Origin of the sequence: Burkholderia sp. CCA53 (assembly GCF_001685525.1) — a bacterium.
In the GTDB taxonomy this organism is placed as follows: domain Bacteria; phylum Pseudomonadota; class Gammaproteobacteria; order Burkholderiales; family Burkholderiaceae; genus Burkholderia; species Burkholderia multivorans.
In genome coordinates this window covers 1,277,443-1,293,586 of sequence record NZ_BDDJ01000002.1, presented here as the reverse complement: position 1 = coordinate 1,293,586, position 16,144 = coordinate 1,277,443, and the positions used below count along the sequence as shown (strand labels likewise).

Annotated in this window: 17 protein-coding genes; 8 read left to right on the top strand and 9 right to left on the bottom strand. The window is 70.0% G+C overall.

Translation table 11 applies throughout. The annotated features are described in order from the left end of the window. Positions 1 to 313: 313 nt before the first annotated feature. Both BCR55_RS33150 and BCR55_RS22110 read right to left on the bottom strand, forming a co-directional pair. Positions 314 to 478 carry a hypothetical protein gene (locus BCR55_RS33150; protein WP_012216307.1) on the bottom strand — a complete coding sequence of 55 codons (165 nt, stop codon included), beginning with the start codon at positions 476 to 478 and terminating at the stop codon, positions 314 to 316. A gap of 229 nt (positions 479 to 707) precedes the next feature. Then, positions 708 to 1,127 (bottom strand): HIT family protein, encoded by a 420-nt coding sequence (locus tag BCR55_RS22110; protein ID WP_006406752.1) that lies wholly within the window; start codon positions 1,125 to 1,127, stop codon positions 708 to 710. Between the two features lie 193 nt (positions 1,128 to 1,320). Between BCR55_RS22110 and BCR55_RS22105 the strand changes: the two genes are divergently transcribed. After that, positions 1,321 to 2,766: a serine hydrolase gene (locus BCR55_RS22105; RefSeq protein WP_065495930.1), complete on the top strand. Its 1,446-nt coding sequence runs from the start codon at positions 1,321 to 1,323 to the stop codon at positions 2,764 to 2,766. 24 nt (positions 2,767 to 2,790) lie between these two features. On the opposite strand, the gene BCR55_RS22100 is transcribed toward BCR55_RS22105, so the two are convergent. Next, on the bottom strand, positions 2,791 to 3,438 hold the full coding sequence (locus BCR55_RS22100) for a glutathione S-transferase family protein (protein WP_065495928.1): 648 nt from the start codon (positions 3,436 to 3,438) through the stop codon (positions 2,791 to 2,793). A 285-nt stretch (positions 3,439 to 3,723) separates the two neighbouring features. Here BCR55_RS22100 and fabV point away from each other — a divergent pair, with 285 nt between their 5' ends. Then, positions 3,724 to 4,926, top strand: a complete 1,203-nt coding sequence (gene fabV / locus BCR55_RS22095; RefSeq protein WP_006397317.1) for an enoyl-ACP reductase FabV — start codon at positions 3,724 to 3,726, stop codon at positions 4,924 to 4,926. Positions 4,927 to 5,183: 257 nt separating this feature from the next. Here the strand turns inward: fabV and BCR55_RS22090 are convergent, their stop codons facing one another. Together BCR55_RS22090 and BCR55_RS22085 are read right to left on the bottom strand one after the other, a co-directional pair. Beyond that, complete coding sequence (locus BCR55_RS22090; RefSeq protein ID WP_035947416.1) at positions 5,184 to 5,762, bottom strand: membrane protein; 579 nt, start codon at positions 5,760 to 5,762, stop codon at positions 5,184 to 5,186. Positions 5,763 to 5,832: 70 nt separating this feature from the next. Then, a complete protein-coding gene (locus BCR55_RS22085) occupies positions 5,833 to 6,363 on the bottom strand; it encodes a GNAT family N-acetyltransferase (protein ID WP_035489191.1) in 531 nt (176 codons plus the stop codon). 496 nt (positions 6,364 to 6,859) lie between these two features. Between BCR55_RS22085 and BCR55_RS22075 the strand changes: the two genes are divergently transcribed. Together BCR55_RS22075 and BCR55_RS22070 are read left to right on the top strand one after the other, a co-directional pair. Next, positions 6,860 to 7,342 carry an SRPBCC family protein gene (locus BCR55_RS22075; protein WP_006410830.1) on the top strand — a complete coding sequence of 161 codons (483 nt, stop codon included), beginning with the start codon at positions 6,860 to 6,862 and terminating at the stop codon, positions 7,340 to 7,342. A gap of 190 nt (positions 7,343 to 7,532) precedes the next feature. Then, entirely contained in the window at positions 7,533 to 8,171 is a 639-nt protein-coding gene (locus BCR55_RS22070) for a 2-hydroxychromene-2-carboxylate isomerase (protein WP_006410824.1), read from the top strand. A 58-nt stretch (positions 8,172 to 8,229) separates the two neighbouring features. Here the strand turns inward: BCR55_RS22070 and BCR55_RS22065 are convergent, their stop codons facing one another. Beyond that, positions 8,230 to 9,213 carry a LysR family transcriptional regulator gene (locus tag BCR55_RS22065; RefSeq protein ID WP_065495926.1) on the bottom strand — a complete coding sequence of 328 codons (984 nt, stop codon included), beginning with the start codon at positions 9,211 to 9,213 and terminating at the stop codon, positions 8,230 to 8,232. Positions 9,214 to 9,315: 102 nt separating this feature from the next. Between BCR55_RS22065 and BCR55_RS22060 the strand changes: the two genes are divergently transcribed. Together BCR55_RS22060 and BCR55_RS22055 are read left to right on the top strand one after the other, a co-directional pair. Next, positions 9,316 to 10,545, top strand: coding sequence for an MFS transporter (locus BCR55_RS22060; RefSeq protein ID WP_065495924.1), 1,230 nt, complete (start codon positions 9,316 to 9,318; stop codon positions 10,543 to 10,545). Positions 10,546 to 10,878: 333 nt separating this feature from the next. Further along, the gene (locus BCR55_RS22055; protein WP_006406677.1) at positions 10,879 to 11,571 is read left to right on the top strand and encodes a phosphatase PAP2 family protein; all 693 of its coding nucleotides are present in this window, start codon (positions 10,879 to 10,881) and stop codon (positions 11,569 to 11,571) included. Between the two features lie 152 nt (positions 11,572 to 11,723). On the opposite strand, the gene BCR55_RS22050 is transcribed toward BCR55_RS22055, so the two are convergent. Both BCR55_RS22050 and BCR55_RS22045 read right to left on the bottom strand, forming a co-directional pair. After that, positions 11,724 to 12,383 (bottom strand): glutathione S-transferase family protein, encoded by a 660-nt coding sequence (locus BCR55_RS22050; RefSeq protein WP_006406676.1) that lies wholly within the window; start codon positions 12,381 to 12,383, stop codon positions 11,724 to 11,726. A 125-nt stretch (positions 12,384 to 12,508) separates the two neighbouring features. Then, positions 12,509 to 13,579: a rhodanese-like domain-containing protein gene (locus BCR55_RS22045; protein WP_006411701.1), complete on the bottom strand. Its 1,071-nt coding sequence runs from the start codon at positions 13,577 to 13,579 to the stop codon at positions 12,509 to 12,511. A 155-nt stretch (positions 13,580 to 13,734) separates the two neighbouring features. Here BCR55_RS22045 and BCR55_RS22040 point away from each other — a divergent pair, with 155 nt between their 5' ends. Next, the gene (locus tag BCR55_RS22040; RefSeq protein ID WP_006411702.1) at positions 13,735 to 14,640 is read left to right on the top strand and encodes an HTH-type transcriptional regulator ArgP; all 906 of its coding nucleotides are present in this window, start codon (positions 13,735 to 13,737) and stop codon (positions 14,638 to 14,640) included. A 153-nt stretch (positions 14,641 to 14,793) separates the two neighbouring features. Beyond that, positions 14,794 to 15,006, top strand: a complete 213-nt coding sequence (locus BCR55_RS22035; RefSeq protein ID WP_006397330.1) for a DUF1059 domain-containing protein — start codon at positions 14,794 to 14,796, stop codon at positions 15,004 to 15,006. A gap of 111 nt (positions 15,007 to 15,117) precedes the next feature. Here BCR55_RS22035 and ltaE read toward each other — a convergent pair whose 3' ends face one another. Beyond that, on the bottom strand, positions 15,118 to 16,131 hold the full coding sequence (ltaE, locus tag BCR55_RS22030; RefSeq protein ID WP_006406673.1) for a low-specificity L-threonine aldolase: 1,014 nt from the start codon (positions 16,129 to 16,131) through the stop codon (positions 15,118 to 15,120). Positions 16,132 to 16,144 lie beyond the last annotated feature (13 nt).

Here is a 16,144-nt window from a genome sequence, read left to right as displayed (position 1 = left end):
TCCTTCCTTGTTCGCAATGTTATGAGGAGTCGCTCGTATCGGATCTGAACCGGTCGACGTCGATTCGGGCATTGGGTCGAATCGCGCAACCAATTCATTTCAATGAGCTTGCGGCGAAGAATAGCACCGGTCCCGCAGCCTGCCCCCGACATTCTGGTAACAAGTTGTTTACCAACGGGAAAGGATCGAACGCCCGTACGCGGCGGCCCGCCGACCCGCGCCGGGCGGCGTTCCGATGTGGGTTCCGTCCCTCCAGACGACAGCAGCCGCGCGATCGTGCGTCGCACGGCCGCCACACCCTCGCGGCAATGCGTCAGCGGACGCGGAAGCTGCCGCCGATGCCGATGCTGACGGGCGGCGCGTAATAGGCCGGCGCATAGCCGTAGTAAGCGGGGGCCGGCGCATAGCCGTAAGGCGGCGCGACGACGCAGCCGCAGAGCGCGCCGAGCAGCGCGAACGAAACGAGAAGTCTGACCATGATGAATCCCGGCAAAAACACGAAGGCGCCTGTCGCGCGCGCCGCGCACGCCGCGCGATGCGGCGGCCGGCACGAAGCGCCGATCGGCGCTTCGATCGCACGATGAAGCGATGCGCGGAGTCTAGCGCGCTGCCTTTCTTACCGAGTTTCGGGTCCGGTTACACGTGTTACGCGGCGTCACCGCCGAGACGGGCGCCGCCGACGACGGAGCGCGGGCTCGGCCGCACGCTCATGCGATATGCGCGCGAATGCGCTGCGCGATCGACTCGAGCGTCGCCGCATCGGCGACGTCGCGCGCGTGCATCCGCAACGCGACGCCCTCGGTACGCGGAATCACGTGGAAGTGCACGTGCGGCACCGTCTGGCCGGCCGCCGCGCCGTTGAACTGGCCGATGAAAAGGCCGTCGGGCGCGAGCGCCGCGCGCACGGCCGCTGCGACGCGCTGCGTCATCCGGATGCTCGCCGCGGCGGCGTCGCCCGACAGGTCGAAGATCTGCGCGGCAGGCTCCTTCGGGATCACGAGCACGTGACCGTCGGCCTGCGGCATCAGGTCCATGATGGCGAGCGTCGCGTCGTCTTCCGCAACCTTCACGCAAGGCAGTTCGCCGCGCAGGATCTTCGCGAACGGGTTGTTGTCGTCGTAGGACATGGCGTTTTTCCGCAGAGAGTGGATGGGCGTGCCGCAGCAGGTGGCGCCGGTCGATTATCGGCCGACGCGCGGCGCGATTTCAACCCGCCCGTCGCGAGGACGCGTGCCGTGTCACGCGTACGCGATTGCCACGCATCGGCCGAACCTGCGACACTGCCGCTCGTCGCCGCCCGCTACCCGCTCGAGGACACGCATGACGATTCCGCTCAGACCGTTGATTCGACGCGGCATCGCGCTCGCGCTGATCGCCGCGATCGGCTATGCGGGCTATCAGCTGTCGCGGCTCGCGCCGATCGCGACCGGCTATGCGGCGAAGGCGCTCTGCTCGGGCGTGTTCGTGTCGGGGCGCCCCGCCGCTTCGGTGATCGACGTCGACATCATGGCCGGCGTGCATCCGCTGCTTAAGCTCGTGCGCCCGTCGATCGATGCCGAGCACCATCGCGCACATGCGACGTTCGCGGGCTTCGCCGCGCGCGACGCCGAATTTCGTCCGGGGCTCGGCTGCACGCTCGCGCTCGGTCCTGCGGCCGCCGCGCTGCCGGCCGCGTTGCCGCCGTTACCGGCCGCGCCTGCGGCAACCGCCGTGCCGGCATCGCTTGCGATCGCGTCGGCGTCCGCGTCGGCCTCGTCGACCACATCCGCACCCAACGGCGTCGATATGCGGAAACTGCACACGGCGCTCGATCGCGCATTCGACGAACCGGATCCCGCGCGGCCGCGCCGCACGCGCGCGGTCGTCGTCATGTGGCGCGGCCGCGTGATCGCCGAACGCTACGCGCCCGGCTTTACCGGCGATACGCCGCTGCCCGGCTGGTCGATGACGAAAACCGTCACGGCCGTGCTGATCGGAATGCTCGTCGGGCAACACCGGCTGTCGCCCGACACGGCGGCGCTGCTGCCCGAGTGGCGCGGCGCCGGCGATCCGCGCGCGGCGATCACGCTCGACGACTTGCTGCGGATGACGAGCGGCCTGCAATTCAACGAGGACTACGACGACCCGCTCTCCGACGTCGCCGTGATGCTGTTCACGCAGCGCGACACCGCGCACTTCGCGTCGAACAAGCCGCTCGCGGCGGCGCCCGGCACGCGCTGGGACTATTCGAGCGGCACGAGCGAGATCGTTGCACGCGTGATGCGCGTCGCGCTCGGCGGCAGCACGGACGACTATCTGTCGTTTCCGCGCCGTGCGCTGTTCGCGCCGCTCGGCATGCGCAGCGCGGTGTTCGAGCCCGACGCGTCCGGCACGCTGGCCGCCGCGTCGTTCATGTACGCGAGCGCGCGCGACTGGGCGCGCTTCGGCCAGTTTCTGCTGCAGGACGGTGTATGGAACGGGCACCGGCTGCTGCCCGAAGGCTGGGTGCGCTACCTGGCACGCGCGACGCCGCAATCGTCGCGCGCGGCGTTCGGCGCGCATCTGTGGGTCAAGGTGCCGGAACCGTTCGACGATCGCGATCCGCATGCGCGCGCGTTGCCCGCCGATGCGTTTCACGCGGTCGGCCACGAAGGCCAGTTCGTCAGCGTGGTGCCGAGCCGCGATCTCGTGGTCGTGCGGCTCGGGCTGTCGCGGCCCGAGTCCGCATGGAATCACGAAGCATTTCTCGCCCGCGTGCTCGACGCGATACCGGCATCCGGCACGTGACGGCCGCGCGCGAGCGGCGCCGCGTTACGGGTTCGCGCTGCCCGCGTAGGTCTTGAAGCCTTCGCGCGCCGCGAGACGATCGGCATAGCGCTTCACGGCCGGCAGCTCCGGACGCTCGAACGGCGTGCCGAACCAGCGGTTCACCGACAGGCCGATCGCGATGTCGGCAATCGTGAAATGCTCGCCGGCCACGAACGCGCCGGTCGCGTCGAGCTGCCCGTTCAGCACGCGCATGTGCTTCGTCCAGTTCGTGATCGACTGCGAGATCGCGGCCGGGTCCTGATGGTCGGGCGACTTGCGCACGAGGCCGAGAAACGCGCCGACCCACGAGCGGTTCAGGTCCGTTCCCTGCCAGTCGATCCATTGGTCGACGCGCGCGCGGGCCTGCGGGTCGGTCGGGTACAGCGACGGGGCGACGGCGCCGTTCCCCAAGCGGTCCCCGTAGCGGTTCGCGAGATAGCGAAGAATCGCATTCGACTCCCAGAGCACGAAATCGCCGTCCCGGATGACGGGCACGAGACCGTTCGGATTCAGCGCCAGATAGGCCGGATCGTCGGTCGAACGAAAACCGGCGCCCCAGTCTTCGCGCTCGAACGGCAGGTTCAGCTCGGTACAGAGCCACAGCACCTTGCGGACGTTGATGGACGGGATCTTGCCGAGAATGTGCAGCATGCGGGCTCCTTCGGACAGGGAATGAACGCGTCGACGCGGCACGCGCCGCGGACGCCGTCCGCCGAATGTATACGTCTCGGGGCCGTTTCGTCACCGTCTTTGCGCGCCGCGAGACCGCGCGCGGGCGCACCGCACGCGTGGTCTGACCCCGCGCGTCCGGCGCGCCGGCCCACCGGCGCCGCGCGTCGCAGGCTGCCGCGCCCGCCTGCCGGTCGCGGCATCCTTTACAATGCGCGGGATTTTTCCGTTTTCAGGCCGTCTGCGCCTTTCAGACAAGAGGTTCCCATGATCATCAAACCGCGCGTGCGCGGCTTCATCTGCGTGACGACTCATCCCGTCGGCTGCGAGGCCAACGTCAAGGAACAGATCGACTACGTGACTTCGCACGGTCCGATCGCGAACGGCCCGAAGAAGGTGCTCGTGATCGGCGCGTCGACGGGCTACGGCCTCGCCGCGCGTATCTCGGCCGCCTTCGGCGCCGGCGCGGACACGCTCGGCGTGTTCTTCGAGCGTCCGGGCAGCGAAACGAAGCCCGGCACGGCCGGCTGGTACAACAGCGCCGCGTTCGAGCGCTTCGCGACCGAAAAGGGTCTGTACGCGCGCAGCATCAACGGCGACGCGTTCTCCGACCAGGTCAAGCAGGTCACGATCGACACCATCAAGCAGGATCTCGGCAAGGTCGACCTCGTCGTCTACAGCCTGGCCGCGCCGCGCCGCACGCATCCGAAGACGGGCGAGACGATCAGCTCGACGCTGAAGCCGATCGGCAAAACCGTCACGTTCCGCGGCATCGACACCGACAAGGAAGTGATCCGCGAGACGGTGCTCGAGCCCGCGACGCAGGAAGAGATCGACGGCACCGTCGCGGTGATGGGCGGCGAGGACTGGCAGATGTGGATCGACGCGCTCGACGAAGCCGGCGTGCTCGCCGACGGCGCGAAGACGACCGCGTTCACGTACCTCGGCGAGCAGATCACGCACGACATCTACTGGAACGGCTCGATCGGCGAAGCGAAGAAGGACCTCGACAAGAAGGTGCTGTCGATTCGCGACAAGCTGGCTGCGCACGGCGGCGATGCGCGCGTGTCGGTGCTGAAGGCCGTCGTCACGCAGGCGAGCTCGGCGATTCCGATGATGCCGCTGTACCTGTCGCTGTTGTTCAAGGTGATGAAGGAAGCCGGCACGCACGAGGGCTGCATCGAGCAGGTGTACGGGCTGTTCAAGGACAGCCTGTACGGCGCGACGCCGCACCTCGACGACGAAGGCCGCCTGCGCGCGGACTACAAGGAACTCGATCCGCAGATCCAGAAGAAGGTCGTCGAACTGTGGGATCAGGTGACGAACGAGAACCTGTACGAGTTGACCGACTTCGCCGGCTACAAGACCGACTTCCTGCGGCTGTTCGGCTTCGAGATCGCGGGCGTCGACTACGACGCGGACGTCAATCCGGACGTGAAGATCCCGCGCATCATCGATACGACGGCCTGACGGCCTGATGGCGACGCCCGCCGCGCTGCGCGCGAGCGGAGCGCCGCTGGGCCGCGGCCGCGTCGCCCTTCGCGATGCGCTCGCGGCGTTCAGCTAAGACGGCGCGTGCGTTCGTGCCGTCTCTCTCGCGCACAATCGCCGGTGCCGATCCGGCTCTCTCCGACCGAATCCTGACGCGACGCGGCGCCGCCCGGCACGCGCTCGGCAGCGAGCCGGGCGATCCGCCGCCGCCCGCGTAGCGGGGGCCGCCAGCGGCACTACTCCACCGCGCGCGCCGCATCCCACAACGGCCGCGTACCCAGCGCCGCATGCCAGGCATCGAAGCGCGCGCGCCACGCTTCGAACGGCTCCTTCAGCGGATGACGCGGGTCGCCGCTCAGCGAATACGCCATCCCTTCGATCAGCCAGCGCGGCTTCGTCAGCACGGCGAGATTGCCGAGCGTTTCCGCCTGCCGGTGATGGATCAGCTCATGCGCGACGAAGTACGCGTGCCAGCCGCGCGGTGCGATCACCACGCCGACCGTGCCGAGCGTCAGCGCCGCGCGTTCGCCGAGGCCGAACGCATCCGCGCACGCGCGCGTCGAGCAGAATACGACGCGCGGCGCATCGCCGAACGCGCCGACCGCCGCGGCGGCACGCGCGTAGCCGTCGCGGTAGAGCTGCTGCGCGTCGGCGAGCTTCGACGCATCGTCGATGCAGATCTGCGCGTGCACGCACGACACGCCCGGCACGAGTGCCGGCATGGCGACGCGCAGCGGCTTGACCAGCGCATACGCCGCGATCGGCAGCGCGACGAGCAGTGCCGCGCACCCCATGACGACATGCGTTCGTTTCATCCGACGGATTGCCGGCGCAACGGCCGGCGAAGGTTCGCGTGCTGCATCGTGCCGCGCAGTGCCGAACGCGCTAAGCGAGTTGCTTGTGAAAGAACGTCGTCGCGCACGGCGCGCCGTCCGGCATCAGCGCAAAGTTCGGCACGACGCCGACGCGCTGCCAGCCCGCGCGCTCGTACAGCCGTTCTGCATCGCCGCCCGTCACCGTGTCGAGCACGAGCACCGTCTTGCCGACGTCGCGCGCGGCCGCATCTGCCGCCGCCAGCAGCCGCGCGGCGACGCCCTGCCGGCGCGCGTGCCTCGCCACCAGCATCTTCGCGATGTCCGCGCGATGCGGCTGATTCTCCGGTTGCGCGGTCACGATCTGCACCGTGCCGACGACGCGCCCCGACGCGTCTTCGGCGACGAGCAGGATGCGCTCGCCATTCGCGACGCTTTGCGCGACACCGGTCCAGAACGCGACGGCCGTCGATCGCGCGATCGGCAGCATGAAGCTGACGGACGCGCCGCCTTCGACGCAATCGATCAGCACGTCGGACAGCGCGTCGACATACGCGATGGCCTCGTTCGCGCCGACTCGGCGCACGGTCACAGATTCGGTCATTCCCCCTCCGGTAGTCAGGTCGGACGCGCGGCACGCGCCGGTTCGCGATCGGCAGGCGTGCGAATCGTCGGCGTTCGGCGTTCGGCGTTCGGCGTTCGGCGTTCGGCGTTCGGCGTTCGGCGTTCGGCGTTCGGCGTTCGGCGTTCGGCGTTCGGCGTTCGGCGTTCGGCATAGTCGGCAGCGGCAGCGGCAGCGGCAGCGGCAGCGGCAGCGGCAGCGGCACGATACTGCGCACGCAACGATCGCGGTCGCGTACGGCACCCCATCGCCATGCTACGCGATGAAAATGGTTGCCGCACCGCCGCAGTCGCACGACGGACGGCCGATGCGCCGCCTCGGCCGGGCGCCGCGCAGCGCGTGCGCCATACGCGGCATCGCAGCATCGGCCGCCGCCTTCCCGGCATTGCGACGCGCGGCGCGCCCGCCTACGATTTCTGAACGGGCGCCGCGCGCACCGGCACGCCACCCGTGCCGACGCTCGACCGAGGAGGCAACCATGATGCACTCGCACACGACGCACATCAGCCGGCACGTGAATGCGCCGCGCAACCGCGTGTATCGCGCGTTGCTCGATCCGCATGCGGTCGAGCAATGGAAGGTGCCCGACGGCATGACGTGCCATGTCCACGCGTTCGATGCGCGCGAGGGCGGCGCGCTGCGCGTGTCGCTCACCTCCGACGCGGCGGTGCCCGCCGGCAAGAGCGACGCGCACACCGACACCTATCACGGCCGGTTCGTGACGCTCGTGCCGGATCGGCAAGTCGTCGAGATCGACGTGTTCGAAACCGACGATCCGATGCTGCGCGGCGCGATGACGATCACGATCACGTTGTCGGACGAAGACGGCGGCACGCGCGTCGACGCGGTCCACGACGGCGTGCCGCCCGGTGTGCCGGCCGCGGACAACGAGACCGGCTGGCGCATGGCGCTTGCGCGGCTCGCGGCGCTCGTCGAAGACGGCGGTCGGCCGCACGCCTGACCGCAGACGCACAACCCGCGGCCTCCGCATGCCGCGACCCGCAAAGGCGAAATCCGCCCGTAGCCGCGCCGCGCGGCGCCGCGACCGGCTGCGCGAAACACCGCCCCATGCGACACTGGCACGCATGCGCCGACGCACCGATCGTTCGCGCGCCCGCCCGCCATCCGGCCCTGCCCGAGGAGACATCGCAATGAACGCCGCGCGCACCGCAACGTGGTATTTCGATTTCGTTTCGCCGTTCGCTTATCTGCAGCAGGAACGGTTCGACCGGCTGCCGCCGGCCGCGGCCTTCGAGCCGAAGCCGATCGTGCTCGGCGCGCTGCTTGCGCACTGGGGGCAGAAGGCGCCGGCCGAGATCGCTGCGAAGCGCGTCTTCACCTATCGTCACGCACAATACCGCGCGGACAAGCTCGGCATTCCGTTCCGCATGCCGCCCGCGCATCCGTTCAATCCGATCCGGCCGCTGCGGCTCGCGATCGCGATGGGCGGCTCGATGGACGCGATCGGGCGGATCTTCCGGCACATCTGGCGCGACGGGCAGGACGTCGCGACGCCGGACGGTTTCGCCGCGCTGTGCGAAGCGGTCGGCTTTCCGGAAGGCGTGACGGCCGTCGACGCGCAGCCCGTGAAGGACGCGCTGCGCGCGAACACGGACCGCGCGATCGCGCACGGCGTGTTCGGCGTGCCGACCTTCGAACTCGACGGCGATCTGTTCTGGGGCGAGGACGCGACCGACATGTTCGTCGACTGTGCGACCTCGCGCGCGTGGCTCGATTCGCCGGAGGTGCGCCGCATCAGCACGCTTCCGGAAGGCATCCGCCGCGGCTGATCGCGCGGCTGCGCGCGCGTAGACGGGGGCGGCGCGGCATGGCCGCGGGCCCGCTCCGCTACGCGTCGCGCCCTTCGACGAGCGCCGGCACCGCATCGCGCATCATCGCGACGAACCGCACGAGCCGCGACGGATAGAACTGCGCGTGCGGATACGTGATGTAGACGGGCAGCGGCGCGGCTTGCCAGTCGCGCGCGAGATGCACGAGATCGCCGCGCGCGAGGTCATCGGCCAGCATCCACGACGACCCGACGCACGCACCGACGCCCAGCAGCGCCGCGCTGCGCAGCGCGTACAGGTTCGCGGTCGTGATGCGCGGACGGATCGCGATGCGCCGCGTGTCGCCGGTAACGGCGTGCGTGAGCGTCAGCTCGGTCCGGTAGTACGTGCGCAGCGCCAGCCACGGCAACGCGGCGAGCGCGTCCGGATCGGCCGGCACGTCCGCGCCGTTCAGCACCGACGGCGCAGCGACGACGAAGCGCGGCACCTTCGTCAGCCGGATCGCGACGACGCCCGGGTCGGTCGGCTCGCCGACCTGGATCGCACAGTCGATCCCGCTGCCGACGAAATCGCGCACGTCGTCCTGCAGCAGCCATTCGACCGACACGCGCGGATAGTCGCGCAGAAACCGTGCGAGCGGCGCAACGAAGCGCTCCTGCCCGAACGCGTGCGGCACCGCGACGCGCAGCAGCCCGTCGGGCTCCTCCTGTGCGCCGCGCAGATCGGCTTCGAACGCCGCCCAGTGCGCGAGCAGTTCCTTCGCGCGCGTGAAGCAGCGTTCGCCGTCGACCGTTAGCCGCATCGCGTGCGTGGTCCGCTGCAGCAGCCGCACGCCGAGCGAGCGCTCGAGCGCCTGCAGCCGGCGGCTGACCGTCGGCTGCGTCGTGTGCATCTGTGCGGCGGCGGCCGACAGGCTGCCGGCCTCGACTATGCGTACGAACGTTTCCATCAGCTCGAAACGATAGCCGGCGCCGTCCACGGGCACCGTCGGAATGTGCGAAGCGCCTTGTGCGTCGCGGGAGTCATGGGATTTTGCGGTCATACGCGAAACGTATAACAAGTCTGCGCGGCACGCTACTACCGTCGCGGGTGCCGCGCGGTCACACTCGCGTCCATCGTGTTTCCACCACCGAGGACGCCCACCATGTCTACTCCGCACCGTCTCGATGCCGCGCCGCACGCGCGGCCTGCCGCCCACGCCGCCGCTTCGTCGCTGCCCGGTCGCCGTCTGGTTCTGCTGCTCGCCGCGGCGGCCGGCCTCGGCGTCGCGCCGCTCTATTACGCGCAGCCGATGCTCGGCGCGCTCGGCCCCGATCTCGGCGCGTCGGCCCGCGCGATCGGCTTCGTGCCGACGCTCACGCAGCTCGGCTACGCGCTCGGGATCCTGCTGCTCGCGCCGCTCGGCGACCGCTTCGATCGGCGCCGCGTGATCGTCGCGAAGGCCGCCGCACTGGTCGTCGCGCTGCTGCTCGCGGCCGTCGCGCCGTCGCTCGGGCTGCTGCTCGCGGCGAGCTTCGCGATCGGCCTCACCGCGACGATGGCGCAGGACGTCGTGCCGGCCGCCGCGACGCTCGCGCACGACCAGCACCGCGGCCGCATCGTCGGCACGGTGATGACGGGGCTGCTGCTCGGCATCCTGCTGTCGCGCGTGGTGGCCGGATTCGTCGCCGAAACCGCCGGCTGGCGCGCGATGTTCGCGCTCGCCGCCGCGAGCGTCGCCGCGATCGGCATCGTCGCCGCGCGCGGGCTGCCGCGCTTCGCGCCCACCACGCAGTTGCCGTATCGCGCGCTGATCGGCTCGCTGCGCGAGCTCTGGCAGCGTCATCGGGCGCTGCGCCGCGCGGCGCTCGCGCAAGGCCTGCTGGCGATCGGCTTCAGTGCATTCTGGTCGACGCTCGCGATCACGCTGCACGACGCGCCGTTTCACCTCGGCAGCGCGGCCGCCGGCGCGTTCGGCCTTGCCGGCGCCGCCGGCGCGCTGGCCGCACCGATCGCGGGACGGCTGGCCGACCGTCACGGGCCCGAGCACGTGACCCGCATCGGGATCGGGATCGCGACGCTGTCGTTCGCCGCGATGGCCGCGGCACCGGCGATGCCGGCGCACGCGCAGCTCGCGCTGCTCGCGGCCGCGACGATCGGCTTCGACCTCGGCGTGCAGGCGACGCTGATCGCGCACCAGGCGATCGTGTACCGGATCGATCCGGCGTCGCGCAGCCGCCTGAACGCCGTGCTATTCGTCGGCATGTTCATCGGCATGGCGGCCGGCGCGGCGCTCGGCGGTCTGTTGCTCGCGCAACTGGGCTGGAACGCAGTGATCGGGCTGGCCGTCGCGTCCTCGCTCGCCGCGCTCGCGGTTCGCATGTGGCGACAATAAGCGCGCTTCGCGGGGCGCCGCGCGGGCCGGCACACGCTGTCGGCCCGCGCGGCGCCAGTGTTTTTTGACGCATCGGATTCCTGCCGATTTTTTTCGCCGATCGCGGCGACTTGGGCGCATTCATCCGACCATTTCGGCCGCCCCGCCGCACGGCGCCGCGCGGTCCGGCCCCGTCGGAGGAGCGCGATCCCTCAGGGGAATCCCGGTATTTTTTCGCATTTTCTTCGAAATTACGGATGACATACTTGCCCCCCGTTGCGCTCCGCTGCGAGCGCGCTTCCTGATTCCGCCGGTCGCGCGCGATGCGCTGCGCGCCCGCCGGCGTCGCAGAACATGAACGATTTTGATACGACGATTCAGACCTTCCTCACCCACATCACGCTGAGCCCGCTCGCGAATCATGCGGTGCGCGTGATCGCGGGGCTCTACACGTTCAAGGGCTTCATCCTGATTCCGGTGCTGTGCTGGCTGTGGTTCCAGCCCGGCCCCGAGCGCGAGCGGCAGCGCGAATACGTCGTCGCGACGGTCGCCGGCGGCCTCCTCGCGCTCGCCACCGGCCGCGTGCTCGCGCACGCGCTGCCGTTCCGCGTGCGGCCGATCTACAACCCCGACCTGCATCTGCACTTTCCGTCGGCCGGCCTGCGCGCGGCCACGCTGCAGAACTGGAGTTCGTTCCCGAGCGATCACGCGATGCTGTGGATGGCGATCGCGACCGGCATCTTCATCATTGCGCGCCGCATCGGCGTGTTCGCGCTGCTCTACACGATCGTGTTCATCTGCGTGCCGCGCGCCTATCTCGGCTTTCATTACCCGACCGATCTGCTCGCGGGCGCCGCGATCGGCATCGCCATCACGTGGCTGCTGACGCGCGATCCGATCCGCGCGCGCTTCGCGCCGCAGGTGCTGCATGCGATCCGGCGTTTTCCGGCGCCGGCCTACACGCTCGCGTTCCTGCTCTGCTTCGAGCTGATCACGCAGTTCGACGAACTGCTGACGCTCGCGCAGTCCGCGACACACGCGATGTAGCGCGGGACGCACGATGCTACCGCCGACCTTCCGACCAACGCGCACGCGCTGCCGGCCGTTCGCGGCCGCGGCGCGCCGTGCGCAGCGCAGGGACGGCGCGTCGATTGCCGCGACCGCCACCGCCACCGCGGCCGCGTGCCGCGCGGGCGGCGTCAGTCGCGATCGGGCGCGCCGAGCGGAAAGAACGGCCGGTACGGCCGCGCTTCGTCGACCGCCCGCGCAAACGACGGCCGCGCCAGCAGCCGCTGTCGATACGCGATCACGTTCGCGAACGACGGATCGATCCGATGCGTCCAGTCGGCATAGAACAGGAACGGCGCCGCGCCGCAGTCGGCGAGGCTGAAGCGGTCGCCGGCCGCCCATTCGCGATCGGCCATCCGCGCGTCGAGCCAGGCATACGCGGTGTCGAGCATCGCACGCGCATCGGCGACACCGCGCGCGTCGCGCTCGCCCGGCGGACGCAGCGCGTCGAGCACGATTTTCTGCTGCGGCGTCGACACGTAGTTGTCGAAGAAGCGATCCATCATGCGCACGTCGAGCGCCGCATGCGGATCGTCGGGCAGCAGCCGCACGGGGCCAGGATGGTTGAGGTCGAGATACTCGACGATGATCGTCGCCTCGAACAGCGTGCGCCCCGCGTCGACGAGCACCGGAAAGCGCTTCATCGGCCACAGCGCGGCGAGTTCGCGCATCGGCGCCGGATCGTCGTGCGCGAGCACGCGATAGTCGAACGGCGTGCCGTTCTCGTACAGCGCGGTCAGCACTTTCTGGCAGTAGGACGAAAACGGGTGGGCATACAGCGTCGGCAGCATCGTGCGTCTCTCCGGTGATGGCGCCGCGTCGTGCGGCGCGGCAGGTCGATACCGTGACGACGATCGGCGAGCCGCCGATTCGACATCGGCGCCCTCATCGACGAAAGCCGTGCGCTGCGCCGCCGCTATGCGCGGCCGTCCGTCACGATGCGCCCTTCGGCACGCCAGCGCAGCATGCCGCCGCCAAGATTCGCGACGCGGTCGAAGCCGGCGTTGCGCAGCAGCACGGTCGCCTGCGCGGAACGCCCGCCCGCGCGGCATACGGTGACGATCGGCCGCTCGCGCGCGAGTTCGCCGGCGCGCGCGGCCAGTTCGCCGAGCGGGATCGGCGTCGCGCCCGGCAGATGGCCGAGCGGGCCCGTGAATTCGTCGGGTTCGCGCACGTCGACGATCTGCACCGCCGTCAGATGATCCTCGAGCCACTGCGCATCGATTTCCCAGAATCCGGCGAACGTGTACGCGAGCGGCGCCCAGTCAGCGGCGTCGCGTACATCGGGCGCGCTCGCCGCGATGCCGCAGCGCAGATTCGCGGGCACCGCGACGTCGATCTGCCGCGGGTGCGCGAGCCCGAGGTTGCGCATGTAGCCGGCGAAGTCGTCCTCGCTCAGGTCGCCGCCGAGCCGCGGGTTGAAGCGCCGCTCCTCGGCGACGCTCGTCACCGACAGCCCGCGGTAGTCGTGCGCCGGATACAGCAGGCACGCGGCCGGCAGCGTGAACAGCCGGCCGTGCACCGAGCGGTACAGCGCGCGCGGGTCGCCCTGCTGGAAATCGGTGCGGCCCGTGCCGCGAATCAGCAGACAGTCGCCGGTGAACGCCTTCGATTCGTCGTCGAGCACGAGGCTGATGCAGCCGCTCGTGTGGCCGGGCGTCGCGCGCACCGTCACGTAGCGCCCGCCGAACGTGCAGCGATCGCCGTCGCGCAGATAACGGTCCGCGCCCTGCGCGCCGCTGTCGGCCGAAATCGCGATCGCGCTGCCGGTGCGCTGCTTCAGCAGCCACGCGCCCGTCACGTGATCCGCATGCACGTGCGTGTCGATCGTCGCGACGAGCCGCAGCCCGAGCTCGTCGAGCAATGCGGCGTCGCGGCGGACCTGCTCGAAGACCGGATCGATCAGCAACGCTTCGCGCGCGGCCGGATCGGCGAGCAGGTACGTGTAGGTAGACGATTGCGGGTCGAAGAGTTGCCGGAAGATCATCGGAATGGCTCCGTCGCATGGCGCGTCTCTCTAGCGTAGGTCAAAACGCGCGCGCCGCCGCGGTGGCGGTGCACGACGCGCACGGGGCGACCGTCGATCGGGGGCTCGCTTACACTACGGGCCGTTCCGTTCGCGTTCAGAGGAATTTCGTCGACATGTCGCTGACTATCGATCCGAAGCAGGCCGCCGCGCTGCTCGCCGTCGCCGATACGGGCAGCTTCGAGCAAGCGGCCGTGCGGCTGCACGTGACCGCGTCGGCGATCACGCAGCGCGTGCGCGCGCTCGAAGCGAGCCTCGGCACGCCGCTCGTGCTGCGCACGCGGCCGTGCCGTCCGACCGTCGCCGGGCAGCGCGTGCTGCAGCATCTGCGCCGCGTCGCGCTGCTGCAGGCGGACCTGCAAAGTACGCTCGCGACCGAACGCGAAACGCCGATCTCGGTCACGATCGCGCTGAACTCGGACAGCCTCGGCACGTGGTTCCTGCCGGCGCTGACATCGGTGCTCGCGGGCGAGCGCATCCTGTTCGAGCTGATCGTCGAGGATCAGGATCATACGTTCGCGCTGCTCGAAAGCGGGATGGCGGTCGGCTGCGTGACGACCGAGCCGAAGCCGATGCGCGGCTGCGTCGCGACGCCGCTCGGCACGATGCGCTATCGGCTGCTCGCGGCCGACGCGTTCGCCGCGCGCTGGTTTCCGCGCGGCCTCACGCGCACGAGCGCGCGCGATGCGCCGGTCGTCGCGTATTCGCGGCGCGACACGCTGCAGTCGTCGTTTCTGGAAAAGCGGTTCGGGCTGCCGCCCGGCGCATATCCGTGCCATTACGTGCCGGGCACGCACGCGCATTTCGCGGCGGTGCGGCACGGGCTCGGCTACGCGATGGTGCCGGAGCCGCTGATCGGCGACGCGCCGCTCGCCGCGCAGAAGCTCGTCGATCTCGCGCCCGCGCATCCGACCGACGTCACGCTGTACTGGCACGCGTGGACCGTGCAGTCGCCGACGATGGCGTCGCTGTCCGCGCGCGTCGTCGAAGCGGCGCGCCGGCTGCTCGCGCCGCTGCCCTGATCCGCGACGAACGCTCGACACAGCGTTCACCGCCGCACGGGACACGTCGGGAAACCGGGCCGCGCCGCCTATACTTTTTGCATCGGCCGCGCGAACGCGCCGTGCGACCGACGATGCCTACCCGGCCGTTCCCTGTTCTGCAAGGAGAACATCATGTCCCGCCGCTATATCGACTGCCGCGAGTTTCCCAGCGCGATGCACTGCTCGGTCGCGATTTCCGCGGATTCCGATAACGAATTGCTGGAGGCCGCCGTCCAGCATGCGGTATCGGTCCATCAGCACACCGACAACGCCGAACTCCGCACCCAGCTGAAAGCGCTCTTCCACGACGGCACGCCGCCCGTCGACACGCCGCGGCAAGCGTGATCGACGCGTCCCGCGCCGAATCGAAAGACGGGGCACCGCATCGCCCCGTCACACCCGTTCCCTGCTTCGCGCCCTGTCGCGCCGGCGCTCTGCCGGCCGGCGCATTTCGTTTCACGCGCGACGCTGCGCGAAATACGCACCGACCGCTTCGACGAACGTATCGATGTCCGCACGCGACACGTCGCAGTGCGTGACGAAGCGCGACGCGTACAGCATCTGCGTCAGAATTCCGCGCGCCTTCAGCCATGCCTCGAGCGGCGCGCAATCGGCTTCGGGGAACTGCGCGAACACCATGTTCGTCGCGTGCGACAGCACTTTCACCGGTTCGATGCGCGCGAGCCCTTCGGCGAGATGCGCGGCGTTCGCATGATCGTCGGCGAGACGTTCGACGTTGTGGTCGAGCGCGTACAGGCACGCGGCCGCGAGAATGCCCGACTGCCGCATCCCGCCGCCGAGCACCTTGCGCCAGCGTTGCGCGCGCTCGATCAGCGCGCGGCTGCCGACCAGCACCGAACCGACCGGTGCGCCGAGCCCCTTCGAGAAACAGATCGACACGGTATCGAACGGCGCGCACAGCGCGGCGATCGAGCGGCCCGACGCGACGGCCGCGTTGCACACGCGCGCGCCGTCGAGGTGTGCGGACAAGCCGCGGCTGCGCGCAAACGCGACGGCTTCGTGCACGTAGCCTTCCGGCAGCACCTGGCCGCCGATCGTGTTCTCGAGCGCGAGCAGGCGCGTGCGCGCGAAATGGTTGTCGAGCGGCTTGATCGCGGCGGCGATCTTCGCGAGCGGCAGCGTGCCGTCGGGTGCGTTCTCGATCGGCTGCGGCTGGATGCTGCCGAGCACCGCGGCGCCGCCGCCTTCGTATTTGTACGTGTGCGCGAGTTGGCCGACGATGTATTCGTCGCCGCGTTCGCAATGGGCCATCAGCGCGGCCAGATTGCTCTGCGTGCCGCTCGGGAAGAACAGGCCGGCTTCCTTGCCGGCCCGCTCGGCCGTGGCGGCCTGCAGGCGCAGCACGGTCGGGTCGTCGCCCCATACGTCGTCGCCGACTTCGGCGGCAGTCATCGCGGCCAGCATCGCCTGGCTCGGACGTGTCACGGTATCGCTGCGTAAATCGATCATCTTCGTGCCCTGA

What these genes read in the sequence shown, in the direction of transcription:
- BCR55_RS33150 (WP_012216307.1), bottom strand. Translation starts at nt 478, where the DNA reads ATGGTCAGACTTCTCGTTTCGTTCGCGCTGCTCGGCGCGCTCTGCGGC.
- BCR55_RS22110 (WP_006406752.1), bottom strand. Translation starts at nt 1,127, where the DNA reads ATGTCCTACGACGACAACAACCCGTTCGCGAAGATCCTGCGCGGCGAA.
- BCR55_RS22105 (WP_065495930.1), top strand. Translation starts at nt 1,321, where the DNA reads ATGACGATTCCGCTCAGACCGTTGATTCGACGCGGCATCGCGCTCGCG.
- BCR55_RS22100 (WP_065495928.1), bottom strand. Translation starts at nt 3,438, where the DNA reads ATGCTGCACATTCTCGGCAAGATCCCGTCCATCAACGTCCGCAAGGTG.
- fabV (WP_006397317.1), top strand. Translation starts at nt 3,724, where the DNA reads ATGATCATCAAACCGCGCGTGCGCGGCTTCATCTGCGTGACGACTCAT.
- BCR55_RS22090 (WP_035947416.1), bottom strand. Translation starts at nt 5,762, where the DNA reads ATGAAACGAACGCATGTCGTCATGGGGTGCGCGGCACTGCTCGTCGCG.
- BCR55_RS22085 (WP_035489191.1), bottom strand. Translation starts at nt 6,363, where the DNA reads ATGACCGAATCTGTGACCGTGCGCCGAGTCGGCGCGAACGAGGCCATC.
- BCR55_RS22075 (WP_006410830.1), top strand. Translation starts at nt 6,860, where the DNA reads ATGATGCACTCGCACACGACGCACATCAGCCGGCACGTGAATGCGCCG.
- BCR55_RS22070 (WP_006410824.1), top strand. Translation starts at nt 7,533, where the DNA reads ATGAACGCCGCGCGCACCGCAACGTGGTATTTCGATTTCGTTTCGCCG.
- BCR55_RS22065 (WP_065495926.1), bottom strand. Translation starts at nt 9,213, where the DNA reads ATGACCGCAAAATCCCATGACTCCCGCGACGCACAAGGCGCTTCGCAC.
- BCR55_RS22060 (WP_065495924.1), top strand. Translation starts at nt 9,316, where the DNA reads ATGTCTACTCCGCACCGTCTCGATGCCGCGCCGCACGCGCGGCCTGCC.
- BCR55_RS22055 (WP_006406677.1), top strand. Translation starts at nt 10,879, where the DNA reads ATGAACGATTTTGATACGACGATTCAGACCTTCCTCACCCACATCACG.
- BCR55_RS22050 (WP_006406676.1), bottom strand. Translation starts at nt 12,383, where the DNA reads ATGCTGCCGACGCTGTATGCCCACCCGTTTTCGTCCTACTGCCAGAAA.
- BCR55_RS22045 (WP_006411701.1), bottom strand. Translation starts at nt 13,579, where the DNA reads ATGATCTTCCGGCAACTCTTCGACCCGCAATCGTCTACCTACACGTAC.
- BCR55_RS22040 (WP_006411702.1), top strand. Translation starts at nt 13,735, where the DNA reads ATGTCGCTGACTATCGATCCGAAGCAGGCCGCCGCGCTGCTCGCCGTC.
- BCR55_RS22035 (WP_006397330.1), top strand. Translation starts at nt 14,794, where the DNA reads ATGTCCCGCCGCTATATCGACTGCCGCGAGTTTCCCAGCGCGATGCAC.
- ltaE (WP_006406673.1), bottom strand. Translation starts at nt 16,131, where the DNA reads ATGATCGATTTACGCAGCGATACCGTGACACGTCCGAGCCAGGCGATG.